Source organism: Bacillus sp. B1(2022) (genome assembly GCF_040259625.1).
Classification (GTDB): domain Bacteria; phylum Bacillota; class Bacilli; order Bacillales; family Bacillaceae; genus Bacillus; species Bacillus velezensis.
In genome coordinates this window covers 243,623-267,044 of record NZ_JANIFO010000004.1, presented here as the reverse complement: position 1 = coordinate 267,044, position 23,422 = coordinate 243,623, and the positions used below count along the sequence as shown (strand labels likewise).

The window sequence follows — 23,422 nt, the reverse complement described above, 5'->3', positions numbered from 1 at the left end:
AAAGCTTCTGTTATCTGTGGAATAAAATCAGCTTTCCGGCTTCATTTACCAAGCGATGAGTACTGTTCTCAAGCTTTTTTTCCTTCAATAAAGCCTCTCCGGCGGCCTTCGCCTCCGCCTCATTATCCGCTTCGATCCGTTCATTCAGCAGCGTTTCTCCCGACGCATGGAATGCGGTCAATACATATTGTCCCATCATGTCACCCCCTTTATAGAATGATATTCTGATAAAGAATTTAAAATCCTCCATTAATTTTTACCCATTATTAGTATATAATGGGTCAAGGAAGGAGTTGGATTCGTGCTTACAATTGAAAACGTAACGAAAACATTCGGCAGCTTTACCGCTGTTGACAATTTGAACCTGCAAATACCTGAAAGGGAAATGTTCGGGCTGCTCGGCGCAAACGGCGCGGGAAAAACGACGACCTTTCGGATGATTTTAGGTCTTTTAAGCCTGACTGACGGGCATATCACCTGGAAAGGGCAGCCGGTCAATTATTCCATCAGTGAAAAAATCGGCTATCTCCCGGAAGAGCGGGGGCTGTATCCGAAAGTGAAGGTGAGTGACCAGCTTGTCTATTTGGCGAGATTAAAAGGAATGGGCAAAAAAGAGGCGGAAAAAGAGCTCATGACATGGCTCGAGCGGTTCGGCATTACAGATTACAAGAATAAGAAAGTCGAAGAGCTGTCGAAAGGAAACCAGCAGAAAATCCAATTCATTTCGGCCGTCCTGCATAAGCCTGAACTGATGATTCTCGATGAACCTTTCAGCGGTCTTGATCCGGTGAATGTCGAGCTGCTGAAAGAAGCGGTTATTTCTTTGAAAAACAGCGGCGTTTCCATCGTTTTTTCAAGCCACCGAATGGAGCATGTGGAAGAACTTTGTGAGAATTTGTGCATTCTCCAGAAGGGAAAACCCGTCGTTCAAGGCAATCTGAAAGACATTAAGCGGTCTTTCGGCAAAAAAAATGTCACCGTTCATTCAGATGATGACCTCAGCTTTTTAAAAACGCATGAAGGCGTCGTGAAATGGAAGGAAACAAATGACGGAATCAGACTGCAGGTCGCGAATGAACCGGTTTCTCAGGATATTTTCCGGGCGCTGCAAGGGAAAGGTTTTATACGGAAGTTCGAATTGGAAGAGCCGTCACTGCATGATATTTTTATAGAAAAGGTGGGGGCCGTATATGAATAAATTTTGGATTATGCTGTTTCATACATATAAAAACAAAATCGCGACAAAGTCATTCATTATTTCGACCGCCATTACCGTTTTATTAGTATTAGCGGTGACCAACCTGCAATCGATTATATCCGTGTTTCAATCGGATGACGGCAAGCAGCAAATCGCGGTGATTGATGAAACGGGCGGGCTGTACCCGGCGTTTGCAAAACAGCTTAAAGCGGCCGATACAGACAATGATCTGCAGGCAATGGAGACGAAGGAGTCCGAAAAAGATGCCGTAAAGCGTGTCAAAGACGGTGAATGGGACGGACTGTTTATCATCAGACAAGATCAAAAAGGAACGATAACAGGAGCATACAAAGCGCTGACCATTTCTGATGAATCAGCGTATAAACTGCTCAAGCAGGCTTTAACCCAGACAAAAACCGCTGTCGAAACCGCCAAGCTCGGCATTTCGGCAGAAAAAGTCAGCAGCCTCTACACTCCGCCGGAAGTCAGCAAAGACGCGCTGGAAAAAGGGGCGAAATCCGAGGAAGAGCTCGGTCAGGTAATGGGGCTTGTATACATCATGCTGTTTGTTATCTACTTCTCAGTTATCATGTACGCAAGCATGATTGCGATGGAAGTGGCGACGGAAAAATCGTCCCGCGTCATGGAAATTTTAATTTCAAGCATGCCGCCGATTCAGCAGATGTTTGCCAAACTGTTCGGTATCGCGCTCGTGGGGATCACACAGTTTGCGGTGCTGATTGCAGCGGGTTATCTCTCACTGAAGCTGAACCCTCAAAATGATGCGTCGTCGCCGATCAGTGCATTTCTCAATTTTACGGATGTTCCCGTCTCGACGATAGTCTATGCTGTCATTTTCTATTTGCTCGGCTATTTTCTTTACGCGACGCTTGCCGCGTTTCTCGGCAGTGTTGTCAGCCGGATAGAGGACGTACAGCAGACGATTCAGCCGATGGTTTTTTTAGTCGTGGCAGGTTTTATGATCGCCATGTTCGGCATCGGCAATCCTGACGCCGGTTTTATTACCGTTACATCTTACATTCCGTTTTTCACGCCGATGATTATGTTTTTACGCGTCGGGATGCTCGATATCCCGTTTTGGCAGGCTGCGGCCGGAATCGCCCTGACACTGCTCACTATCGTGATCTTTGCGGCGGTCGGCGCGAAAATTTACAAAGGCGGCGTTTTGATTTACGGAAACGCCAGCGGATTCAAAGCGATCAAACAAGCGCTGCGCATCTCCAAAAAATAAGTGAAACAGCCCGGAACAGCCGGGCTGTTTTTTTATTTTACAGAACGTGCATTCGTATAAAAACGGTGCTAAAATAAGGGTAATTCAATTTGCAGAAAGGGGAGGGCGAGATGGCTGATCTGACGTTTATTCATGCCGCTGACCTGCATCTGGACAGCCCGTTTTACGGCATTTCGAATCTGCCTGAACCGGTATATGCGCGTATTAAAGAAAGCACATTTCACAGCGTCCGCCGACTGACGGACGGGGCACTCCGGGAGCAGGCAGATTTCGTGCTGCTTTCGGGGGATCTGTTTGACGAAGCCAACAGAAGTTTAAAAGCCCAGCTGTTTTTGAGAAAACAGTTTACGAGATTACAGGAAGCGGATATCCAAGTGTTCGTCATATTCGGCAACCATGATCATTTGGGCGGTAAGTGGACGCCGATTGAATGGCCGGAAAATGTACATACATTCACCTCGGATACACCGGAGGAAAAATCTTTCTTTAAAAACGGAGAGCTTGCGGCAAGCATATACGGATGCAGCTATCAGGAAAGAAGCGTAACGGTCAATCAGGCGGCCCGTTACCGGAAAATGACCGGCGCGCCTTATCATATCGGCATGCTCCACGGCATGTTATCAGGAGCGGAAGGGCATGACCCGTACTGCCCGTTTACGAAAGAAGACCTTGAAAAAAGCGGCATGGATTACTGGGCGCTCGGACACATTCATAAACGGCAGGTTCTGTCCGCCCAGCATCCCGCCGCCATTTACCCCGGGAATATTCAAGCCCGGCATTTAAAAGAAACCGGGCCTAAGGGATATTATCTCGTCCGGGCGGCAAACGGTGAGATGTCTTGGGAATTCAAAGAAGCGCATGATGTGTTATGGGAGGAAATTGATCTTGATATCTCCGGAGCTGAACATATGACTTCACTTCTGAAAGCCGCATCAGATACATTCTCCGGCTTGCGCGCGGCGGGCCGCCCGGCATGTGTCAGGCTGGTGCTTCGCGGCGCAGCGCCCCGCTTTTGGACGGAGGCGCCCGCAGGCATCGCGGAGGAGCTTCTTTCCGCTTTACAGGAGGAAGAGGCCGAAGAGGAATGTTTCGTCTGGCCGCTTGCGCTTGAGGATCGGACGGATGAAACAGAAACCGTGCCGCTCGATCCGTTTTTTAAAGGGCTCCTTCAGGACATAGAACAATGCGCGGATATGAGCGGTGTATTTGATGCCCTTGAGCGTCATCCCGTATACCGGCGTCAGATGGCTTCATTTACAGATGAAGAGATACTGGATATTAAGCGGCAGGCTCAAGCCGTTTTAAGACGCCAGATGAAGGAGCTTCAGCGATGAAAATAACGGCGATGCATATTTACCAATACGGAAAATTTTCCGACCGAAGTTTTCAGCTGTCAGATTCTCCCGTGCAAGTGATCTACGGGTTAAATGAAGCGGGCAAAACGACATTGATGTCCTTTATCAAAAGCGTGCTGTTCGGTTTTCCGAAATCAAAAAAATACGAACCGAAAAACGGCGGGGTTTACGGCGGCACTGTGGAATTGAAGCATGGCGATCACGGCGCTGTCAAAATCGAACGGACAAAAGGCGCTGCCGAAAAAGTCAGAGTGTATACGGCTTCAGGCGAAATCAAGGACGGAGAATGGCTCAAACAGCTTCTCTCCGATACAGACCGGGCGCTGTACGAAGCGATCTATTCGTTCGATGTATTCGGACTGCAGGAGATTCAAGCTTTTAACCGGGACAAAATCGGCGAGTTTCTCCTGTATTCGAGCTTATTCGGGTCGGAAGCGGCGGCAAAGCTTGACGGGCGGCTGGCAAAAGAACTTGACAGGATGTATAAGCCGAACGGGCGGAACCCCCGCTTAAATCAGGAGTTGGATACATTAAAGCGGCTCAGCGCCCAGCTGAAACAGGCGGAAGCTGCGGAAGCGGGCTATCACAGCCTTCTGGAAGAGAAAAAAAGCGCCGGCGGCCGTTTGCAGGATGCCGAAGCACGATTGAAAGACATAACTGAAGAAATCAAAACAGTAAAATCGGCGATAGAAGCAAAGCCGCTCGCAGACAAAAAAACAGCCTTGGAAAGCGAACTTTCTTCTTATCCGGAAGCATTGAAGCAATTCCCGAAGGACGGAATGCATCAGCTTGAAAAATACGAATCGCATCTCCATCCGAAAGCGGCCCGTCTTGAGGGGCTTCGGGCAAAAGCGGCTGAACTCAGGCGGCAGGCTGATCTGCTCGCTCCAAATGAGGACTTGCTGCAAAAAGAGCGGCAGCTGCAGGAGCTTTCCGGCGAGCAGCATATGTATGAATCGCGCGGCGAACAGCTTGCAGCCATCCAATCACAGATCCGGCAGACATCTGCCCGCGTTTCGTCAGGATTGCAGCAGCTCGGAAGACATGAGGAAGACGGCATTCTTTCACTGAACACCGATTATGAATATGAATGGCGGCTGCAGGAAGCCGTGCAGAGCGCCGGACAGGCTAGAGAAAGAAAGACACAGCTTGATGCGATTTTCGAACAAGCGCGGCTGGAGCTGGAAGAAGCCGAACGAAAACATGCCGTGACGGCGGAAAACATTTTGGACCCCGCTGTCAAGAAAGAAAAAGAAGCCGCTTTACAATCATATAAGCAAACGGCTGATACAGAAGGAAACGAATGGCAGGCACATGTTCAGCATCTGGAAAAACAGCGCGCCAAACAAAAAAAGCTCTTTCTCGGTGCGGGCATTCTGTTCATTGCGATTTTCGCTATGTTAAAGGAATGGCTGCCCGCCGCCCTTTTTACCGGTGCTCTGCTGCTGTATATGCTGTCCGGCATGCAAAAACCGCTGCCGTCAGAAAGAGGAGGGGCCGGACACAAGAAAAAGAAGCCGGCGATCTCTAAAGAAGCGGCTGATCTTCTGCAGGAAGAGCTTTGGCGTGACGGCCGGCACCGGCAGCAGCTGATTGCGGATCAAGCCGTGCTTGAACAGAAAGAAGCGGCATATGAAAGAGTCATCCGCCAATATGAAGAATGGGAGGCCGAAATGGCGCCGTCTGAAAAACAGGCGGAACTTTTTATGAAGGAACTGGGGTTTTCAGGAAGTCCTTCCCATCTTCTTGACGCATATCATGTGATGAAAGATGTCAAAAAAGAAATCCTTAACAAGCATGAGCTGACCATTGAAGCGGGCAGGCTGCAAAAGCTGCAAAGAGCATTTGAGGACCGGGTCAAAAAGCTGAGTCCTTCAGACGGAAGGGAGCTGTCCGTAAAAGAAAGACTGCACGTTTTGCTGGCGCAGGCGGAACGGGCCCGTGAGGAAGCAAAACGAAAGCAGGCGCTCGAAACGGATCTGCTGCATGCACAAGAGCAAATGCGTGAATTAAACGAAGAAGTTCATTACTACGAACAGCAGGTCAAACAGCTTTTCATGGCGGCAGGCGCAAAAAACCGCGAACACTTTTGTGAACTCGCCAGGCTGACTGAAAGCCGCCGGGAAACAGAGCGGCAGCTGCGCGAAATCAAAACGCACTTGTCCGGCATAGGCGGAAAACAGCTGGAGCCGTACATGAGCCGCACAGTGTCCGAACTTGAACATACAGTCGTTCAGAAGGAAACAGAGAAAAAAACGCTTGAGGAAAAAAGCGCCCAGCTCCGTGAGCAAACCGCTTTATTAACGGTGAAGCAAGAGCAGCTGGAGTCCTCGGGGCTTGTATCCGATTTAAAACAGCAGACAGAAATGCAGAAGGAGCGCGTGAAAAAAACCGCTAAAGAGTGGGCCGCATTACAGACGGTCAGACACATTATCAGGGGAAAAATGGAGCGGCATAAAAAAGTGACGCTTCCCCGTCTGTTAGAAACCGCCGGTGCATTATACGGGCCGCTTACGGACGGACGCTATCACAAATTGTATTTTTCCGAGGCTGATGATTCCATTATGGTCATGCGGAAAGACGGAACGGTGTTTTCTGCAGGCGAACTGTCACAGGCGGCATGCGAGCAGCTTTATGCGGCGATTCGTTTTGCCCTTGCGTCAGAGAGGGAATCTGCGGTATCACTGCCGTTTTTACTTGATGACAGTTTTGTCCATTTTGACAGGCAGCGGCTGCAGCGGCTGTTTGATGTGCTGAATCAGCTTTCAGAAGGCGGGCGGCAGATACTTTATTTCACCTGCCATGAGCATGTCAGCCGGTCTTTTCACAGCGGACAAGTCATGCGCCTCCTGTCATAAAAGAGTTTATTTTCAAAAAAGAGGTATGTGCTATACTGGTATTATGTAAGATATGGAGGGAGCTTTTAATAGAATGGCAAAAGGTATTATGCTGCACGAGGTCGGCGAGCAGGTCGATCAATACTTTCTGATTAAATCTTCGACTAAGGGAATCGCAAGCAACGGAAAACCATTCCTGACGTTAATGCTGCAGGACCAATCGGGAGATATCGAAGCGAAGCTGTGGGATGCCAAGCCGACTGATGAAGTAACGTACGCGGCGCAGACGATCGTGAAGGTGATCGGAGATGTCCATCACTATCGCGGACGAAACCAGCTTAAGCTGAGAAACATCCGGCCGGCCGGCGAGAACGAAAATGTCAGCATTGATGATTTTCTGGAAACGGCGCCGATTCCGAAAAATGAAATGATGGAAACCGTCACTCAATACATTTTTGAAATGAAAAATCCAAACATCCAGCGGATCACGAGACATCTGGTCAAAAAATATGCGGCTGAGTTTATGGATTATCCGGCGGCGGCTAAAAACCACCATGAGTTCGTTTCAGGGCTTGCGTATCATGTAGTGTCCATGCTGAACCTGGCAAAAGCGATAGCCGATCTGTATCCGTCTCTTGACCGGGATTTACTGTATGCCGGAGTCATTCTGCATGATCTCGGCAAAGTAAAAGAGCTTTCAGGCCCCGTCTCCACGACGTACACCGTGGAAGGGAATCTGCTCGGACACATTTCGATCATGGTGACAGAGCTTTCAAAAGCAGCCGAAGAGCTTCAGATTGACGCTGAAGAAGTGCTGATTCTGAAGCATTTGATTTTAAGCCATCACGGAAAAGCGGAATGGGGAAGCCCGAAACCGCCGATGGTGAAAGAAGCGGAAATTCTTCACTACATTGACAATCTGGATGCAAAAATGATCATGATGGACAGAGCGCTGGAACGGGTGAAGCCGGGCGAATACACAGAGCGTGTATTTGCGCTTGAAAACCGTTCTTTCTACAAACCGACGTTCCATCAATAAGATAAAAAAGACCGATTCTCTATGATCGGTCTTTTTTACGTTCAGCTCTCATAACTTGTCTTTATCAAGCATAGCTTAGAATAAAGACTCTGGGCGAAAAAGGGAGGAAACCGACGTGCTATTTTTTCCTTGGTGGGTATACCTTTGCATTATCGGAATTATTTTCAGCGCTTATAAGCTTTTCACAACAGCTAAAGAAGAGGAAAAGCTTGACCAGTCGTTTATTGAAAAAGAAGGAAGGGTGTATATTGAACGGATGGAACAGGAACGCGAGCGCCGTATGGCGGCGCCCGCAAGTGAAAACGGGGATGCGGAAGAAAACTCCAATCATTCCATCGCATAAAAAAACTGTGCGGCTCGCCGAGAGCCCGCACAGTTTTTTTATTTAGATTCAGAAGAAGTTGAAGTGTTAAACGTGTCTTTTAAGTCTTTGTCTTCCACTTTTACGTCAGCTTTTTTCATGACTTTTTGAATTGCCGCCTGTACAGCTGAGTTGTCGTTTAATTTCTGCTTAAGAACTTCTTCTTTCAGTTCTTTTTTCATGTCATCATATTTGCCGCGTTCTTCTGTCTTTTTGATGATATGATAACCGAATTTTGTTTTGACCGGATCGCTGACTTGTCCGACTTTCAGGCCGAATGCAGCTTTGCTGAATGTTTCATCCATTGACTTTTTATCGAACCAGCCAAGGTCGCCGCCGTTGTCTTTTGAGCTGTCAGTTGAATATTCTTTCGCAAGCGTTTCAAACTTCTCGCCTTTTTTCAGCTTTTTCTCCACTTCGTCAGCTGTCTTTTTGTCAGCGACAAGGATGTGGCTCGCGCGGATTTTACCTTTCAAGCCGTCGTAATATTCTTTCGTGTCGGAGTCAGTCACTTTGATGTTGTCTTTCGCCGCTTTTTGCGCAAGCAGTTCATACTTCACCTGATCTTTCAGGTAATCTTCGCCGTACTGCTGTTTAAGGGCGCTGTACTGATCGCCGAGCTGCGTTTTGTACTCTTTCAGCTTGGTATCGATTTCTTTATCCGATACTTTGTATTTTTTTGCTAATACTTTTTCTTGTACGAGCTGTGTCAGCACACTTGCGCCCGCGGTTTTTTTCATGTTCGTGTAGAGCTCGCCTTTTGTTACATTTCCGGCATCCGTCTTGGCAATCACGTCGTTGTCGCCGCTGCTGCAAGCGCTGAGAGCCAGGACGCTCGTTGCCGTAATAGCTGCTATCGCGATTTTCTTCATTCCATTAAACACTCCTAATCATCCAAATTAAATTGCATATGCGTATCATAACATATTGTGGCTTTCTGTAAAAAGATTTTAAATAAAGGGCATTCGTCTAGTCAAACTTTTTCCTGATACATACAAATATATTGATCATGAAAAGGAGGTAATGAACCATGGGCGGAGGATATTCAAACGGTTTCGCACTGCTCGTAGTACTGTTCATATTGCTTATCATCGTAGGTGCAGCTTACATTTGTTAAGCGAAACGGATCGCTTTTTCCAAAAGCGGTCCGTTTTCTTACCCGGGCGCCTAATCGTTTCAGAAGTAAATTGCATATGATGTAATTGGAAAAATAAAACGTTTTGTAGGAGGTGCTTTTGGAGATGGGTGAAGTATTTGCAGGCGGTTTTGCATTATTGGTTGTTCTGTTCATCTTATTGATCATCATCGGCGCTTCTTGGCTTTATTAAGAAAAAAATATGGCTGTCGGGAGTCAGACCTCCGTCAGCCATATTTTTTTGCCTGTTTACACAGTAAAGGAGATCTCGACGAATGAAGAGATCAGTAAAATTAAAATAGATACATTAATAAAACGGAATACCTTATCCTGCCGGTCTTCAGGAATCTCTCTGACAAGGCATAATGTATTTGTGAGCCTGTTTATGAAATAAAGAATAAACAGGGCAGCCACGATAAAATAGAATAAAATGATGGGAGATTCCCCCTCTCTCTGAACTGCTCCCATATTACATTACCAAATATTTATTAAAAAAGATAGAATGTAACCTGAAAAATCAGCGGGACATCAAGACTCCGGCACTTTTTTTACTAAAATATCAAAACCGTCGGATTCCTGGTCAATCAGACATGATTTGGGCGCTTTGACCAGATGCAGGGCAAACAGAAGATCAGGCAGGCAATACCCCGCATGAATGCTCGAAATCATATAAAAGTAATGAGCGTGTCTCGGAAATGCCAGTCCGGCATAAAACAATAACGGCGTAATGAATAAAAACGGGCTGATCGTTGAAATCAGCATCGTCGTTTTCGGTATGCCTTTCCATGTCGGCATCCGTAAGAAGTACATTTTCATTTCCTTTTTTCTTTTTTTACAGATCATCGGCAGGACATGTATGACTTTATGTACAAATAAAGTAACAACGAGCAGAACACAAAAAGCAAACACGTGCCCGTCACTTAAACTGATATTCGGACGCAGCAGCCCGAATGCCAAGAAGTTGCATATAAAAAACAGGATCATAAAACCTACAGCAGTCAATAATAAACGAACCGCACCATAATCTTTGATCAGATTAATGGTTTTCCAGCAATTCATCAGAGTCATCCTTCCGTACAAAGATGGAATACAATCTCAAAATAATTTACTCTCTTCAGGAGAAAAAATCAATCCTTTTTTAAAGAAAAAAATAAACCTGGAAAGAGAAGAACAGAAGAGCTCGGTGAAACATGGAAATGTACGGTTTAACCTTTCTTCTCCATTCATTATCAGCTAAAATAAGATTAAAGATAGAAAGAAGTGAAACGGATGGATTCAATGGATCAGCGTATCGGGCGTTTAGAATATTACATACAATTGCTGGTGAAAACGGTGGATATGGATAAGTACCCTTTTTATGCGATGATGATTGAAAAAGGGCTGACCGAAGAAGAAGGAGAAGAGGTCGGGCGGATCTGCCGCGAATTGGAGGACGAGCTGGAGTCGCAAAAAGCGCAAGGCTTTGTGACGTTTGACAAGCTCCTTGCGCTTTTTGCGGGACAGCTGAACGAAAAATTAGATGTTCATGAAACGATTTTTGCTCTTTATGAGCAGGGGCTTTATACAGCGCTGATGGAAGAATTTATTGAGATTATGAAGCACTTTGATTAACTGTTGATCGGTTCCAGCTCTTCAGCCGTTTCATGGACAGCCGATTCGTCCGTTTTTTTCTTCAGCCTTCCGTCTTCACTATCAAAATCATTGTTTATGTTTGTCAATGATTTCTCGAATATCTCCATAAAATCTTCGCCGTAAATGTGGCGGATGACACAGGTTAATTCTTCAACCTCAGGAAACTTCCCGAATAAGTGGTAGATCGGCTGTGAGCCTTTAAACACAGCGTTTCTCGACGGATCAAACTCCTCAAGCAGGCTTTCAAATACATTTTCCCCTTCTTCTGTTAACTGAATGTACGTGTTCCGTTTATCATTCAGACGCTTGGAAAATTTCAGATATCCCCGTTCTTCAAGCTTTTTTGAAAAGTTAAATGCAGTTGATACGTGCATAACGCCGAATTTGGCGATTTCTGAAATAGAAGCTCCTTTAAGCTGATAGGCAATCCATAATATATGATGCTCATTAATATTAAGGTCGTACGGCTTCAGCCAATTCTGCCAGTCTTTCTCGATAGATTTCCACAGCGCTTTGGACAGCTGCGCCATTTTTTGGGTATAGATTAAAGCTTCTTTTAGATCGTAAGGCGGTTCAACACGATTCAATACAGATCACCTGCTTCACATTTTCTTTTCCTCTATTATGCCAATAAAATAAAGATTAATAAAGATGAAAATTTAAGAATTTTATAATAAATTCTTCATCCGTTGCTGGGAAAGGCTTTAAACCGCAAAAAAAAGTGCGGAACGCAATATGTCCGCACTTTTTTTTGGTTGTATAGGATATTAGTTTTGTAAGGTTTTCTCCAGCTGTCTGATTTTCTCTTCAATATCAGCGATTTCCTTTTGGAGATCCTGCTGGTGCGGTTTGATTTCCTCCTGCCACCTTTTAATGCTGGTCTGAAGCTCTCCGCCTACGTCTTTAATGACTTCTGCGCTTTCTTTCGCCGTTTGGACAAGCTGGTCCTTAAGCGCCATTCCGTCTTTTTTTAACCGTTTGATTGTGTCCTCAATTGAATTGCAATTCGCTTTGATTTTGCCCCGCAGCTCTTTTCCGGATGAAGGAGCCGAGAGTAACACCGCTGCGCCTCCGATCAATCCGCCTACGAAAAGGCCTGTTAAAAGGGAACGTCCGTCAGCCATTTGAAATCACCCCGTTTTTTTTCTCATAACTTTTATCATTTTTGTTCAGAAGAATAAACTTCTATACATAGCTTGCTTTATTTTAGCATATTTTTTAAGGGAAAAGGAGGGAGAAGGTTGTCTGTCTTTATGATTGTTTTATCTTGTATGGCTCTTGTCTTTGCGGCGGGCGCCGTTTATTACCTGAAACTGCTCGGCCAGGCCGCTTCTTATCCGCCGAAGCGGGTCGTCCGCCAAAAGGCCATTGTCTGCTCAGCAGGAACCGCCCTCGCATTGTTCCTTATCTTTTTCACAAAACTTCTCGTATAAAACATGCTGAAACACATTAAAAAACCTCTTCCGGCCGGAAGAGGTTTCGGTATGCGGTTATTTCACCGTTTCAATCATATTGGACCGTTTTAAGATCGTCTGCACAATCGGATGCATAATGATAATGGCAATCGTATTCAGCGCAGCCGCCGGAAGGACGACCGCGAGCACCAATGCGGTGAATCCGCCCGGCAGGCCGACAATCAGAAGGGCCAGCGCCAAAAAGAGCAAACCGGAGATGAAGGTGCCGGCTATCGTAATGACGGCGGCGGCCGCTGTTTTCACGCTCTTTTTCACCAAAAGCGCCAGCGCGAGAAACAGAAACGCCGTTACCGGTTTTTCAATGATATTCGGAAGCTGTCCGCCCGGAAAAGATGTCGTGAGTGCGGAAATGATTCCCGTTACAATCCCGATCATCAGCACGTTCTGCACACGGGGGAATAACAGAATACCCATAAACATCATCACAAGCATCATATCGGGTTTCATTCCGAATAATACCGGCGGCATAATGGAATGAAGCACCGCTCCGATTGCCGCAAACAGGGCCATAATGACTAATTCTTTTGTTTTCATACTAAGCTCTCCTCTGCTAAGCTTTTTCGCCATCCAATAATATGCTCGTCATTTATTGCGATGGCCGGAAAAATTGATATGCAAACAGTATATCAAAGGAACCGTTATGTTAGAAGAAATTTATTCGTTTTCCTGCTGGAACTTTCTCATAAACTGAGCCAGTTTTTCACAATCAGCCAGGCTGACGGCGTTGTAGATAGACGCCCTGCAGCCTCCGACTGAGCGGTGGCCTCCGAGTCCGGTCATTTTAGCCGCTTTCGCTTCTTCAACGAATTTTTTCGTGAGACTGTTGTCGCGGAGGGTGAACGTGACGTTCATGTGAGAACGGCTGTCTTTTGCGGCATGCCCCGCGTAAAACCCGCCGCTTGTGTCGATTGTGCCGTACAGGACGTCGGCCTTTTCCTGATTGCGCCGTTCAGCCGCTTCGACACCGCCGTTTTCAGCCAGCCATTCAAGGACGAGGCTCAGCATATAAATCGCAAATGTAGGCGGCGTATTATACAGTGAATCGGCTTTTGTGTGAGTGGAGTATTTCAACATTTTAGGGACGTTGGCGTTTTCGTTTTCAAGCCATGATTTTTTCATGATGACGACCGTGACGCCGGACGGCCCGAGGTTTTTCTGGGCTCCGCCATAGATGACATCAAACGTTTTGACATCAATTTTTCTGCTCAGGATGTCGCTTGACATGTCGGCTACGAGCGGGATCGGTGAATTCGGGAACTCTTTCCACTGCGTTCCGAAAATCGTGTTGTTTGACGTAATATGCAGATAGGCGCCGTCTTTGATTCCTGAGAGGTCCGCTTCCGGTATGTGGTTGTGGTTTGAATCTGCGCTTGTTGCCGTGACGGATGTGTTTCCGAACAGTTTCGCCTCGGCGAGTGCTTTTTCAGACCATGCGCCCGTTACGATGAAGTGCGCCGTTTGCTCCGGCGTTAAAAAGTTCATCGGCAGCATGGAGAATTGAAGGCTTGCGCCGCCTTGAAGAAATAAAATATCGTAATCGTCGGGAATATCCATCAGTTCTTTCAGAAGGCTTTTTGCTTTTTGGTGCACCGCATCATATTCCGTGCTCCGGTGGGACAGCTCCATGACGGACATGCCGGTATCATTGAAGTTGACAAATTCTTTTTGTGCTTTTTGCAGCACATCCAGTGGAAGGGCTGCGGGTCCTGCATTGAAATTCGTTGTACGTTCCATGTTTACGATCTCTCCCTGTTTTCCGCTTTAGTGTAAGAAATAATACAATTATCCTATCACAATTTTTTGATTTTTTTGATATAAAAAAATATAATTTATGTTTTTTGTGTTTCCGGACGCAAAAAAACCTCATCTTTAAGATGAGGCAAGCCGTTTTCTGACGGTTGAAGCGATCTCCTGAAGATCGTCAGACGTATAGTCTTCGGCGTGGGTCTTCCAGACAGCCCCGAAACCGTCGCCTTTTCCGTAACGCGGAATGATATGCATGTGAAAATGGAACACCGATTGGCCCGCTTTTTCACCGTTGTTATTGAGAATATTCAGCCCGATCGGCTCGAATTCATCGCGGATGGCGCGTGCGATTTTCGGCACCGCTTCAAAATATTCTTTAGAAAGCTCAGGCGTAAACTCGTACACGTTTTCGATATGTGTTTTCGGAATCACGAGCGTATGGCCTTTTGTGACCTGGCTGATATCAAGAAACGCCACGACGTGTTCATTTTCGTATACTTTTGAAGACGGAATGTCACCGGCAATGATTTTGCAGAAAATACAATCGTCCGCTTTGTGCATAGATGGGTTTCCTCCCTGAAAAGAAATATATGTATATTCTCATCGTACCACAAAAACGGCCAAAACAAAAAACAGGATGAACGGCTGCGCGTTCACCCTGATGCAGAAGTACGAGCTTTATCATAGAAAATTGAATATGCCTTTTGTAAGCACCTCATTTGTTTTTAAAATGAAGACTTATGGGTCTGCTTAATCATTCCTGGGACAAACACCTCATTTGATTATTTCATCATGAATGAAGAACATCATCAAAGCAGTGTGTGAAGAAATTGTAAGCACAGGACATGTTGATTTTCATCCAACTGTTCTAAGACGTCTTTTATAAACACCTCATTTTCAGTTGATTAAAGCTGTTTCCTTCTACATACATTATGATGTCCGCCAAAACGATAACTATGCACACTTTTCACGTGAGAAAAAAAGGGAATCGTTTCAAATCAGACTTTATTTTTGGTACTATGAAGAAAAACGAATCAGAAGGGGAGAAATTATGTCTCTGCTATCGGTAAAAGACTTAACCGGCGGTTATACGAGAAACCCGGTCTTAAAAAATGTTTCATTCACCCTTGAGCCGAACCAGATTGTCGGACTCATCGGATTAAACGGCGCGGGCAAAAGCACGACGATCCGGCATATTATCGGATTAATGGATCCGCATAAAGGCTCGATCGAGCTGAACGGCAAGACGTTTTCGGAGGATAAGGAAAGCTACCGCTCGCAATTTACGTACATCCCCGAAACGCCGGTGCTGTATGAAGAACTGACGCTCAAAGAGCATCTGGAGCTGACGGCCATGGCGTACGGCCTTTCCAAAGAAACGCTTGAAAAAAGGCTTCCTCCGCTTCTGAAAGAATTCAGAATGGAAAAAAGGCTGAAATGGTTTCCCGCTCACTTTTCCAAAGGGATGAAGCAGAAAGTCATGATCATGTGCGCGTTTCTCGCGGAGCCTTCGCTTTATATCATTGACGAGCCGTTTCTCGGCCTTGACCCGCTTGCGATCAATGCATTGCTGGAGCGGATGGACGCCGCGAAAAAAGCCGGATCAAGCGTGCTGATGTCAACGCATATCCTGGCTACGGCAGAGCGCTACTGTGACGCTTTCATTATTTTACATAACGGCGAAGTGCGGGCAAGCGGCACACTGGAAGAACTGAGAGAGCAGTTCGGCATGGAAGACGCAGCTCTTGATGACTTGTATATTGAACTGACGAAGGAAGACGCCGGCCATGAATAATATGTCTACGATTTGGCAGTCCCGGCTTGAAGAGCATATAAAGGAAACCAGAATGTATATGAAATATATGCTCAATGATCATCTCGTCATTGTGCTGATCTTTTTTATTGCCGGCGCGGCGAGCTGGTACAGCAAGTGGGTCAAAGACATTCCCGTTCATTTTCCGTCATTTTGGGTGATGGCGGTGCTCTTTTCATTTGTGCTGACCGGTTCATACGTCCGGACGCTGCTAAAGGAAGCGGACCTCGTGTTTCTGCTGCCGCTTGAACCGAAAATGGGGACATACTTTAAGCATTCATTTAAGTACAGCTATCTGTCACAGCTGTTTCCGCTTATTGCTCTGTCGCTTGTATGCATGCCTCTGTTTTTCGCTGTAAGTCCGGGGGCGTCGCTTGCGTCGTATGCCGCCGTATTTATTCAGATGCTGGCAGTAAAAGCGTGGAATCAGGCCATGGAGTGGCGGATGACGTTTATGAATGACAGAAGCATGAAAATGATGGATGCGGTCATACGCTTTATCTGCAATATGCTGCTTTTATACTTCGTCTTACAGTCGTTTTATGTGTACGCTGCCGCCGTCTACATTGTGATGGCCGGCCTTTATGTGTATTTCACATCGGCCGCAAAACATAAATCATTAAAATGGGAAGCCCATATTGAATATGAATTAAGAAGGAAGCAGCGGTTTTACAGAATCGCCAATCTGTTTACCGATGTGCCTCACCTGAAAAAACAGGCAAAACGCCGGGCGTATCTCGACTTTTTGCTCAGAATGATTCCGTTCGAACAGCGGAAAACGTTCTCCTATATGTATGCGCGGGCTTTTCTGCGTTCAAATGATTATCTCGGCATTCAGGTCAGGCTCACGATTATTTTTATCCTGATTATTATGCTCGTTTCCGCCAATCCGTGGATAACGGCGGCGTTAACCGTATTTACCGTCTTTATTACGGGAATACAGCTTCTCCCGCTGTTCGGGCATTTTCATCATCTTTCTCTGCAGGAGCTTTACCCGGTCAATCAGAAAGCGAAGCTGCAAAGTTTCTTTTCGCTGATGAAATCGGCATTAACCGTGCAGGCGCTGCTGTTCTGTGCAGCGTCAGCCTATGCCGCGGGAGTCAGCGGGGCGCTGTATGCGGCCGTTGCTTCAGCCGTTCTGATTTTTGTGATCATGCCTTCGTATATGGGCGGAAGATTGAAAAAGTACGGCAAGCTGTAATCAATCGGGTTTTTGAAACCTCAATGAAAGAAGGAGACACAGATGACCGACGATCAGCAGCTGATACAGGAAGCACTGCAATGGAAAGCGCGTTTTTTGCGCAAAGATTCTATGCTTGAACGTTTTTCTAAAGGAATGCAGGCGAAAATAAATGAGCGGATTCCCGATAAAATTCATGCCGTCATCACAGAAAGCATTAAAAAAATGACCGAAGCAACAATGGCGGGTTCAAATCTGGTGAAAAGCAAGCGGGATACAAACGGTATGACGCTTGCTGAAAAAGATGCCCTCGCCAGACAAACCGTCGCATCGTACCAAAAGGTCGCGGCAGCCGAAGGTATCGGTACGGGGGCCGGCGGAATTTTTTTAGGGATGGCTGATTTCCCTTTGCTGTTATCCATTAAAATGAAATGTCTGTTCGATCTTGCCTCCATTTACGGCTATGATGTGAAAGACAGGGATGAGCGATTGTTTTTGCTGTTTATTTTTCAGCTGGCTTTCTCAAGCGGTGAACAGCGGAAACGCATATACTCAATGATTGAACAATGGGATTCGAAAAAGCATGATGTCGATTGGAGAGTTTTTCAGCAGGAATACCGCGATTATCTGGACGTAGTGAAATTGTTTCAGCTTTTGCCGGTCGTCGGAGCCGCCGTGGGCGGAGCGGCCAATTATAAACTGCTGTCACAGCTCGGTGAGACGGCAAGGCACGTTTTTCATTTAAGAATCACAGCAGCCGGTACGTAATGTACCGGCTGTTTTTTATGCCCTATCGGGGGTAGCTTACCGCGGCGCCGATAAGCACCTTGGCGGCCGTCAGCATCGCTTTTTCATTAAAATCAAATTTCGGGTGGTGATGGGGATAAATGGTTTCCGCATTTTCTAAAGCGGCGCCCGTAAAGAAAAATGCGCCTTTTGTATGCTGCAGATAATAGGAAAAATCCTCTCCGGCCATCTGCGGCTCTCCTTCAATGACCTTCGTGACGCCGTCTGTTTCCGCTGCGGCTGCCGCCGCGTGCGCCGCTTCCTCAGGATGATTAACGACGGCGGGATAACCGCGCTTGAAACGATATTCATAGGAAGCGGAGTGCATGGAACAGATTCCTTTTACGACGGCTTCTATTTCTGCTTCGAGCAGGCTGCGCACACTTTCGTCAAACGAGCGGACGGTGCCTGATATGACTGCCTGATCGGCAATCGCATTAAACGGATTTTCAGCGGTGAACGAGCCGGCTGAGATGACGGCCGGCTGCACCGGATTTACCCGCCGGCTGACGATATGCTGAAGAGCCGTGACGATTTGTGAGCCGATTAAAACGGCGTCCTTCGTATCGTGAGGAATCGCGCCGTGGCCGCCTTTCCCGATGACTTTAATCGTAAAGCCGTCAGCGGCGGCCATCACTGCGCCCGGGCGGCATAAGACCGTCCCGACGGGTTCAGTCGCCCAAAGGTGAGTGCCGAAAATGGCATCGACATGCTCGAGGCAGCCATCCTCAATCATTGCTTTTGCTCCGCCGGGAGATAATTCCTCGGCGTGCTGATGGATCATCACAAATGACCCTTTCAGTTTTTCCCGGTTGCGGTACAGCACTTTTCCGACCGCTAGCAAAGCCGCCGTATGGCCGTCGTGCCCGCAGGCGTGCATGACGCCGGGAATTTGTGAAGCATAGGGCACATCTTTTTCATCCTGTATCGGCAAAGCGTCAAAATCAGCTCTGAGTGCCACGACCGGTCCCGGTTCACTCCCTTCAATATAGGCTGTGACACCGTTGCCCCCGACATTCGTCCGGATGGGAACGCCGAGCTTTTCATAAAATGAGGCGATGAACGCCGGTGTTTTTTTCTCCTTAAACGATGGCTCGGGATTCATGTGAAGGTGACGCCTGATTTCAACCATTTCCTCATACAGCCCGTCAAGCTGAGCGTTTAAGCTTTTTTGAAGTGTCGTTAACGTCAAAAGCGATGCCCCCTCGTCTGCTTTTCCCATGATTGTATAGAAAATGTCAGAAGATTTCAATCCTTTTGCTACGGGAGAATGATGATGGCGGCGATCGTTGTGACGACTAGCCCGGCCGCAACCGGGATAAAGTTTTTTCTGGCAAGCTCAAACGGGTCAACTTTACAAATAGCCGCAGCGGGGATCAGTGCCCAAGGGACCAATGTTCCGCCCCCGACCCAGATCGCTGAAATCTGGCCCAGCGCCGTTAAAACGGCCGGGTCCGTATGAAGCGCGGCGGAAAACAGCTTTGCCATCGAGCCTGCAAGAGATATACCGGAAAACCCTGACCCGTCGAGCCCGGTAATGGCACCGACTGCGGTCAGGGCGATGCCGGCGAATTCTCCGGACATCGGAAAAGAATGGGACAGGGCCAATCCGAGGTCATTGACGATCCCCGCAGATCCTTTCGGCAGCGGGGTGTTCAAAATACTTTTAAACCCCGCGTCACCGAGATAAAAGAAGGCCGCGATCGGAATGACGGGGCCGAATACTTTAAAGCCGAATTGAAAACCGCCGATAAAATACTCGGTGATCTTTTCTAAATGCCGCTCTTTATATACAATGAAATGAATGATCAGGAGAATGCCGATCGCGGTTCCTCCGACGAGTGCCGTCGCATCGTTTCCTTGCAAACGGTATACGATCATACAGATAATATCGGCGAGAAAAACAAGCGGAATGAAAACCGCCAGGACCACCCTGAGTTTTTTCGGCAGATACATACTTGTGTCCAAAGAACCGGAGCTGTCCAAGGAGAGGGGGGCCTTCGTTTTTTTTCGATCCCGCATGATGAGGAAGAAAGCGGTGATTGTCGTCGTTAACCCCATGATCAAAACGAGCGGAATACTTGCCTGCATGACATCGCTCACGGGAATGCCCGCGGCATCGGCCGTTAATTTCGGGGCCGCCTGAATGACGTAATCCCCCGATAAAGCGAATCCGTGGCCGAACAGGTTCATCGCCATAGCCGCAGCGATCGGAGAAAGGCCCGCCCGGATCGCTGCGGGAAGCAGCACAGCGCCGATCAGCGCCACCCCTGGGGACGGCCAGAAAAAAAGAGAGATGGCAAACATCAGACAGCCGATAACCCAATACGCGACAGCCGGCCCTTTCATCAGCTTTGCAAACGGAGAAATCATCGCTTCATTAATACCGGTTTCGGTCAAAAGGCCGCTCATCGCCACGATAAAACAAATGATAAAAATCGTCGGCAGCAATTCTCCGGCTGCATACGTGAAGCTGTGAAACAGACTGCTGACCGAAGCGGAGAATGAATGCGTCGTCCATAGCGCAATCACAAAAATGCCGGCGAGTGAAATAAAGGTTGTATCTTTCCTGAGGAGCATAAAAACGATAATGGCCGCGATAAAAGCAACATAAAGCAGATGTACCGAGTAGACGCCGATCCCCAATTGAACCACTCCGTTTATAAATAGGATTGCTACAGATTATTCATAGGCGGGCGGAAGGTGCAAAGAAGGATGCGTAAAATCGGGACATCAAAAAAGCCGGAGAATCTCCGGCGGTTTTCAGTCTATTGCGTAATAAGCGGTTACATAAGACGGGCGGGAGAAAATAGACGTCGTGTCGATGCCTGCAGATGTTCCGCGTTTTTTATGAGCTTCCTGATAAGAGTTTGACTGCTGCCAGCCCTGAAAGGCTTTTTCCTCTTCCCACAGGGTCAAAATGACATACGTATCGCCTTCGAGCGGTCTTAATACGCGGATGGCTTCAAAACCGGGTTCATTTTCCACTTTGCCGGCGCGGTTTTTAAACCGGTTTTCAAACAGCGGACGGCCTTCCTGGGTAACGGCGATGTTGTTGAGGACGGCGTAGCCCGGATTTTTGATTTCCCCGACGCTGTCGATGCTTTCATAGGAATGGGGCGCCTGAAAAACGGTTTCTCCATTTGTTTCATGAATTAAAACCGCATTATCCCCCCCTTGCATCAGCACCATATTCTCACTCGGGTGTTTCTTTGCAATCGTCTTTAAAAAATCGGCTGTCCCGTATGTAATATAAACCTTCATATCAGCCACCTCCTGCTTGCTAGTATATCAAAAGAGTGGTATAAGTTTCTATTGGCGACTCATTCTGACATAATTCGAAACAATATTTCCCATACTACAAGTTAAGAAAGGCGAGGTGACTTATGCTGAAAAAGAAAAAAAGATTCTTTATTCCGGCTGTAATTGCGGCGGCAACCGCTTTTCTCGCGTTAATCGGATACATTATCATTATATTTCTCGGCCATTATGTCATCGATGAAAAGAAATTAATACTGCACGCATCTTCAAAAATCGTCGATCAAAACGGTGATGAAATCGCGAGCCTCTATACGGAAAATCGCGAGCCGGTATCCATTCAGCAGGTTCCGGAAGATGTGAGAGATGCCTTTATCGCCGTTGAAGATAAACGGTTTTACGAACATCACGGCATTGATGTGAAGTCTGTCGGCCGGGCGGTGTTCCGGGATGTTTTAGCAGGCGGCAAGGTGGAGGGCGGCAGCACGATCACCCAGCAGCTGGCGAAAAACATTTTTCTGACTCATGATAAAACATTTTTGCGCAAGACGAAGGAAGTCATTATCGCCATCAATCTTGAGCGTGATTACAGCAAGGACAAGCTGCTTGAAATGTACCTGAACCAGCTTTATTTCGGCCATGGCGTTTACGGCATTCAAGCCGCGTCCCACTACTACTTTAATAAAGAAGTAAAAGATTTAACCGTTGCGGAAGGAGCCGTTCTGGCAGCGATTCCGAAGGCGCCATCTCTTTATTCGCCGATTCAGCATCCGGATAAAAATAAAGAACGCCGCGATACGATTCTTGCAATGATGAACGACCAAGGCTATATCAGCGCCAAGGAAGCCGTCAGAGCCCAGGGCCGGACATTGGGGCTTCATGTCAAGAAAACATCAGAAACGCCTTGGTTTGACAGTTATATTGATCTTGTCATCAAGGAGGCGGAAGACCGTTATTCGATGTCAGGTGAACAGCTGCTTCAAGGCGGTTATACGATCCGGACGTCACTTGATTCCAAGCTGCAGAAAACGGCATACACCCTCATGAAGGAAAGCGGCTATTTTCCGGGGACGGATCAGGCGGCAGAGGGAAGCGCCGTCTTTATTGATAATAAAACCGGAGGCGTGCGCGCGGCGGTCGGCGGACGCGACTACGTGACAAAAGGATACAACAGGGTTACGGCGAAGCGGCAGCCGGGCTCAACGTTTAAGCCGATTGCCGTATACGGGCCCGCCATGCAGGAAGACAAGTTCAAACCGTATTCGCTTCTCCAAGACAAACTGACGTCCTACGACGGGTATGAACCGAAAAATTATGACGGACAGTACAAGGGGGAAGTGACGATGCAGGATGCGATCACTTACAGCATAAATGCGCCCGCTGTCTGGACATTGAAGCAGATCGGCGTAGATACGGGAAAATCGTATCTTGAGAAAAACGGCATGAACATTTCTGACAACGGACTCGCGATTGCGCTTGGCGGTCTGTCAGAAGGCGTCACCCCGCTTCAGCTTGCCGGAGCTTATCATACCTTTGCGGCAAACGGAATGTATACGAAGCCAATTTTTATAGAGAACATCACGGACGAAGACGGAGAAACGTTATCCGGGCCTAAAAACGGCAAAACGCGCGTTTTCAGCGGACAGACGGCATGGAATATGACGAGAATGCTTCAGCAGGTCGTAAAAGAAGGAACCGCTTCACAAGGCAGCTATCAAGGTGACCTGGCGGGGAAAACCGGCACGACCACATTTCCCGGCGTCCCCGGCGCGACAAAGGACGCCTGGTTTGCGGGATACACTCCCGGACTGACGGGAGCCGTCTGGATGGGCTATGACAAAACGGATAAAACCCATTACCTGAAAGGCGGAAGCCAATACCCGGTCAGACTCTTTAAAGATATCGTTACAAAAGCGGGTGAAAACGACCGGACATTCAAAAAGCCTGAAAATGTGAAGGAACTTGGCAGCCCGATTGAGCTGGAGGCGGTAAAGTCCCTGTCGGCCCGTTATACATTTAAGGCGATGGGACTGATTACGGTTCAATTAAAATGGGATATTCAAAAGGATGATCGGGTTGTTTACCGAATATATGAGAAGAAAGACGGAAAAGACAAACTTCTGGATTCGGTGAAAGGAAAAGGCAGCTTTGACATACCGTACGCCAATCTGTTTTCAGGGGCTTCATACAAAGTCGTTCCATATAATTCACAGACGGATCAAGAAGGAGAGGGAACGGAATACGTTCAGCCGAAGCTTTTTTCTTCTTAATCATGAATTCGGCGATTTTTTGAACATTAAGCCTCAATTCTATACGCTTTTGAAAAAACAAGGTATAGTGTAATGGGCGAAGAAC

General features: G+C 47.2%; 26 protein-coding genes. 14 read left to right on the top strand and 12 right to left on the bottom strand.

From position 1 onward, the window contains the following. Positions 1–10: 10 nt before the first annotated feature. A complete protein-coding gene (locus tag NQS30_RS09885) occupies positions 11–196 on the bottom strand; it encodes a YhzD family protein (RefSeq protein WP_015239502.1) in 186 nt (61 codons plus the stop codon). A 105-nt stretch (positions 197–301) separates the two neighbouring features. Here NQS30_RS09885 and NQS30_RS09880 point away from each other — a divergent pair, with 105 nt between their 5' ends. The 6 genes from NQS30_RS09880 to NQS30_RS09855 all read left to right on the top strand — a co-directional run bounded on the left by NQS30_RS09880 (position 302) and on the right by NQS30_RS09855 (position 8,024). Further along, complete coding sequence (locus NQS30_RS09880; protein ID WP_218791549.1) at positions 302–1,198, top strand: ABC transporter ATP-binding protein; 897 nt, start codon at positions 302–304, stop codon at positions 1,196–1,198. Further along, complete coding sequence (locus NQS30_RS09875; protein WP_015239503.1) at positions 1,191–2,450, top strand: ABC transporter permease; 1,260 nt, start codon at positions 1,191–1,193, stop codon at positions 2,448–2,450. Before NQS30_RS09880 ends, NQS30_RS09875 begins: the two co-directional genes overlap by 8 nt. A gap of 110 nt (positions 2,451–2,560) precedes the next feature. Then, complete coding sequence (locus NQS30_RS09870; RefSeq protein WP_218791550.1) at positions 2,561–3,784, top strand: metallophosphoesterase family protein; 1,224 nt, start codon at positions 2,561–2,563, stop codon at positions 3,782–3,784. Next, positions 3,781–6,663, top strand: coding sequence for an ATP-binding protein (locus tag NQS30_RS09865; RefSeq protein ID WP_218791551.1), 2,883 nt, complete (start codon positions 3,781–3,783; stop codon positions 6,661–6,663). The genes NQS30_RS09870 and NQS30_RS09865 overlap by 4 nt, the downstream gene beginning before the upstream one ends. Positions 6,664–6,736: 73 nt before the next feature. Then, positions 6,737–7,681: a 3'-5' exoribonuclease YhaM gene (gene yhaM, locus NQS30_RS09860; RefSeq protein WP_003155251.1), complete on the top strand. Its 945-nt coding sequence runs from the start codon at positions 6,737–6,739 to the stop codon at positions 7,679–7,681. Positions 7,682–7,796: 115 nt separating this feature from the next. Further along, positions 7,797–8,024, top strand: coding sequence for a sporulation YhaL family protein (locus NQS30_RS09855; protein ID WP_012117207.1), 228 nt, complete (start codon positions 7,797–7,799; stop codon positions 8,022–8,024). A gap of 38 nt (positions 8,025–8,062) precedes the next feature. Here the strand turns inward: NQS30_RS09855 and NQS30_RS09850 are convergent, their stop codons facing one another. Beyond that, the gene (locus NQS30_RS09850; RefSeq protein ID WP_015239508.1) at positions 8,063–8,914 is read right to left on the bottom strand and encodes a peptidylprolyl isomerase; all 852 of its coding nucleotides are present in this window, start codon (positions 8,912–8,914) and stop codon (positions 8,063–8,065) included. Positions 8,915–9,072: 158 nt separating this feature from the next. On the opposite strand from NQS30_RS09850, the gene yhzE1 reads away from it, so the two are divergent. Together yhzE1 and yhzE2 are read left to right on the top strand one after the other, a co-directional pair. Beyond that, positions 9,073–9,159, top strand: a complete 87-nt coding sequence (gene yhzE1, locus NQS30_RS09845) for a sporulation protein YhzE1 (protein ID WP_017417375.1) — start codon at positions 9,073–9,075, stop codon at positions 9,157–9,159. Between the two features lie 124 nt (positions 9,160–9,283). Continuing rightward, a complete protein-coding gene (gene yhzE2, locus NQS30_RS09840) occupies positions 9,284–9,370 on the top strand; it encodes a sporulation protein YhzE2 (protein WP_003155248.1) in 87 nt (28 codons plus the stop codon). Positions 9,371–9,426: 56 nt separating this feature from the next. Here the strand turns inward: yhzE2 and NQS30_RS09835 are convergent, their stop codons facing one another. Continuing rightward, positions 9,427–9,645 carry a hypothetical protein gene (locus NQS30_RS09835; protein WP_003155245.1) on the bottom strand — a complete coding sequence of 73 codons (219 nt, stop codon included), beginning with the start codon at positions 9,643–9,645 and terminating at the stop codon, positions 9,427–9,429. A gap of 60 nt (positions 9,646–9,705) precedes the next feature. Beyond that, on the bottom strand, positions 9,706–10,236 hold the full coding sequence (locus tag NQS30_RS09830; protein ID WP_007409225.1) for a DUF3267 domain-containing protein: 531 nt from the start codon (positions 10,234–10,236) through the stop codon (positions 9,706–9,708). Between the two features lie 210 nt (positions 10,237–10,446). Between NQS30_RS09830 and NQS30_RS09825 the strand changes: the two genes are divergently transcribed. Continuing rightward, positions 10,447–10,788: a YhaI family protein gene (locus NQS30_RS09825; protein WP_003155243.1), complete on the top strand. Its 342-nt coding sequence runs from the start codon at positions 10,447–10,449 to the stop codon at positions 10,786–10,788. Here NQS30_RS09825 and NQS30_RS09820 read toward each other — a convergent pair. Next, positions 10,785–11,396: an HTH-type transcriptional regulator Hpr gene (locus tag NQS30_RS09820; RefSeq protein ID WP_003155240.1), complete on the bottom strand. Its 612-nt coding sequence runs from the start codon at positions 11,394–11,396 to the stop codon at positions 10,785–10,787. The genes NQS30_RS09825 and NQS30_RS09820 overlap by 4 nt on opposite strands. A 180-nt stretch (positions 11,397–11,576) precedes the next feature. After that, a complete protein-coding gene (locus NQS30_RS09815) occupies positions 11,577–11,933 on the bottom strand; it encodes a YtxH domain-containing protein (RefSeq protein ID WP_007409224.1) in 357 nt (118 codons plus the stop codon). Between the two features lie 117 nt (positions 11,934–12,050). Here NQS30_RS09815 and yhzF point away from each other — a divergent pair, with 117 nt between their 5' ends. Beyond that, complete coding sequence (gene yhzF / locus NQS30_RS09810; protein WP_007409223.1) at positions 12,051–12,242, top strand: membrane protein YhzF; 192 nt, start codon at positions 12,051–12,053, stop codon at positions 12,240–12,242. A gap of 57 nt (positions 12,243–12,299) precedes the next feature. On the opposite strand, the gene NQS30_RS09805 is transcribed toward yhzF, so the two are convergent. The 3 genes from NQS30_RS09805 to NQS30_RS09795 all read right to left on the bottom strand — a co-directional run bounded on the left by NQS30_RS09805 (position 12,300) and on the right by NQS30_RS09795 (position 14,591). Further along, positions 12,300–12,818: a tryptophan transporter gene (locus NQS30_RS09805; RefSeq protein ID WP_012117208.1), complete on the bottom strand. Its 519-nt coding sequence runs from the start codon at positions 12,816–12,818 to the stop codon at positions 12,300–12,302. Between the two features lie 120 nt (positions 12,819–12,938). Continuing rightward, complete coding sequence (gene serC, locus NQS30_RS09800; RefSeq protein ID WP_218791552.1) at positions 12,939–14,018, bottom strand: 3-phosphoserine/phosphohydroxythreonine transaminase; 1,080 nt, start codon at positions 14,016–14,018, stop codon at positions 12,939–12,941. Positions 14,019–14,153: 135 nt separating this feature from the next. After that, positions 14,154–14,591, bottom strand: coding sequence for an HIT family protein (locus NQS30_RS09795; protein WP_032866181.1), 438 nt, complete (start codon positions 14,589–14,591; stop codon positions 14,154–14,156). Between the two features lie 490 nt (positions 14,592–15,081). Between NQS30_RS09795 and NQS30_RS09790 the strand changes: the two genes are divergently transcribed. Genes NQS30_RS09790 through NQS30_RS09780 form a run of 3 tightly spaced genes read left to right on the top strand, consistent with a single transcriptional unit; the run spans position 15,082 to position 17,791 of the window. Continuing rightward, positions 15,082–15,825, top strand: a complete 744-nt coding sequence (locus tag NQS30_RS09790) for an ABC transporter ATP-binding protein (RefSeq protein ID WP_025284506.1) — start codon at positions 15,082–15,084, stop codon at positions 15,823–15,825. Further along, positions 15,818–17,044: an ABC transporter permease gene (locus NQS30_RS09785; protein ID WP_007409219.1), complete on the top strand. Its 1,227-nt coding sequence runs from the start codon at positions 15,818–15,820 to the stop codon at positions 17,042–17,044. The genes NQS30_RS09790 and NQS30_RS09785 overlap by 8 nt, the downstream gene beginning before the upstream one ends. Positions 17,045–17,086: 42 nt before the next feature. Beyond that, entirely contained in the window at positions 17,087–17,791 is a 705-nt protein-coding gene (locus tag NQS30_RS09780; RefSeq protein WP_014417334.1) for an EcsC family protein, read from the top strand. Between the two features lie 22 nt (positions 17,792–17,813). Here the strand turns inward: NQS30_RS09780 and NQS30_RS09775 are convergent, their stop codons facing one another. The 3 genes from NQS30_RS09775 to hmoB all read right to left on the bottom strand — a co-directional run bounded on the left by NQS30_RS09775 (position 17,814) and on the right by hmoB (position 21,073). Next, complete coding sequence (locus NQS30_RS09775; RefSeq protein WP_025284507.1) at positions 17,814–19,001, bottom strand: M20 family metallopeptidase; 1,188 nt, start codon at positions 18,999–19,001, stop codon at positions 17,814–17,816. 68 nt (positions 19,002–19,069) lie between these two features. Then, positions 19,070–20,455 carry a hypothetical protein gene (locus tag NQS30_RS09770; RefSeq protein ID WP_163113810.1) on the bottom strand — a complete coding sequence of 462 codons (1,386 nt, stop codon included), beginning with the start codon at positions 20,453–20,455 and terminating at the stop codon, positions 19,070–19,072. 117 nt (positions 20,456–20,572) lie between these two features. Then, positions 20,573–21,073: a heme-degrading oxygenase HmoB gene (hmoB, locus tag NQS30_RS09765; protein ID WP_059367301.1), complete on the bottom strand. Its 501-nt coding sequence runs from the start codon at positions 21,071–21,073 to the stop codon at positions 20,573–20,575. Between the two features lie 122 nt (positions 21,074–21,195). Here hmoB and NQS30_RS09760 point away from each other — a divergent pair, with 122 nt between their 5' ends. Then, positions 21,196–23,337 carry a transglycosylase domain-containing protein gene (locus NQS30_RS09760; protein ID WP_015239514.1) on the top strand — a complete coding sequence of 714 codons (2,142 nt, stop codon included), beginning with the start codon at positions 21,196–21,198 and terminating at the stop codon, positions 23,335–23,337. Positions 23,338–23,422: the final 85 nt, after the last annotated feature.

What these genes read in the sequence shown, in the direction of transcription:
- NQS30_RS09885 (WP_015239502.1), bottom strand. Translation starts at nt 196, where the DNA reads ATGGGACAATATGTATTGACCGCATTCCATGCGTCGGGAGAAACGCTG.
- NQS30_RS09875 (WP_015239503.1), top strand. Translation starts at nt 1,191, where the DNA reads ATGAATAAATTTTGGATTATGCTGTTTCATACATATAAAAACAAAATC.
- NQS30_RS09870 (WP_218791550.1), top strand. Translation starts at nt 2,561, where the DNA reads ATGGCTGATCTGACGTTTATTCATGCCGCTGACCTGCATCTGGACAGC.
- NQS30_RS09865 (WP_218791551.1), top strand. Translation starts at nt 3,781, where the DNA reads ATGAAAATAACGGCGATGCATATTTACCAATACGGAAAATTTTCCGAC.
- yhaM (WP_003155251.1), top strand. Translation starts at nt 6,737, where the DNA reads ATGGCAAAAGGTATTATGCTGCACGAGGTCGGCGAGCAGGTCGATCAA.
- NQS30_RS09850 (WP_015239508.1), bottom strand. Translation starts at nt 8,914, where the DNA reads ATGAAGAAAATCGCGATAGCAGCTATTACGGCAACGAGCGTCCTGGCT.
- yhzE1 (WP_017417375.1), top strand. Translation starts at nt 9,073, where the DNA reads ATGGGCGGAGGATATTCAAACGGTTTCGCACTGCTCGTAGTACTGTTC.
- yhzE2 (WP_003155248.1), top strand. Translation starts at nt 9,284, where the DNA reads ATGGGTGAAGTATTTGCAGGCGGTTTTGCATTATTGGTTGTTCTGTTC.
- NQS30_RS09835 (WP_003155245.1), bottom strand. Translation starts at nt 9,645, where the DNA reads ATGGGAGCAGTTCAGAGAGAGGGGGAATCTCCCATCATTTTATTCTAT.
- NQS30_RS09830 (WP_007409225.1), bottom strand. Translation starts at nt 10,236, where the DNA reads ATGAATTGCTGGAAAACCATTAATCTGATCAAAGATTATGGTGCGGTT.
- NQS30_RS09825 (WP_003155243.1), top strand. Translation starts at nt 10,447, where the DNA reads ATGGATTCAATGGATCAGCGTATCGGGCGTTTAGAATATTACATACAA.
- NQS30_RS09815 (WP_007409224.1), bottom strand. Translation starts at nt 11,933, where the DNA reads ATGGCTGACGGACGTTCCCTTTTAACAGGCCTTTTCGTAGGCGGATTG.
- NQS30_RS09805 (WP_012117208.1), bottom strand. Translation starts at nt 12,818, where the DNA reads ATGAAAACAAAAGAATTAGTCATTATGGCCCTGTTTGCGGCAATCGGA.
- serC (WP_218791552.1), bottom strand. Translation starts at nt 14,018, where the DNA reads ATGGAACGTACAACGAATTTCAATGCAGGACCCGCAGCCCTTCCACTG.
- NQS30_RS09795 (WP_032866181.1), bottom strand. Translation starts at nt 14,591, where the DNA reads ATGCACAAAGCGGACGATTGTATTTTCTGCAAAATCATTGCCGGTGAC.
- NQS30_RS09790 (WP_025284506.1), top strand. Translation starts at nt 15,082, where the DNA reads ATGTCTCTGCTATCGGTAAAAGACTTAACCGGCGGTTATACGAGAAAC.
- NQS30_RS09785 (WP_007409219.1), top strand. Translation starts at nt 15,818, where the DNA reads ATGAATAATATGTCTACGATTTGGCAGTCCCGGCTTGAAGAGCATATA.
- NQS30_RS09780 (WP_014417334.1), top strand. Translation starts at nt 17,087, where the DNA reads ATGACCGACGATCAGCAGCTGATACAGGAAGCACTGCAATGGAAAGCG.
- hmoB (WP_059367301.1), bottom strand. Translation starts at nt 21,073, where the DNA reads ATGAAGGTTTATATTACATACGGGACAGCCGATTTTTTAAAGACGATT.
- NQS30_RS09760 (WP_015239514.1), top strand. Translation starts at nt 21,196, where the DNA reads ATGCTGAAAAAGAAAAAAAGATTCTTTATTCCGGCTGTAATTGCGGCG.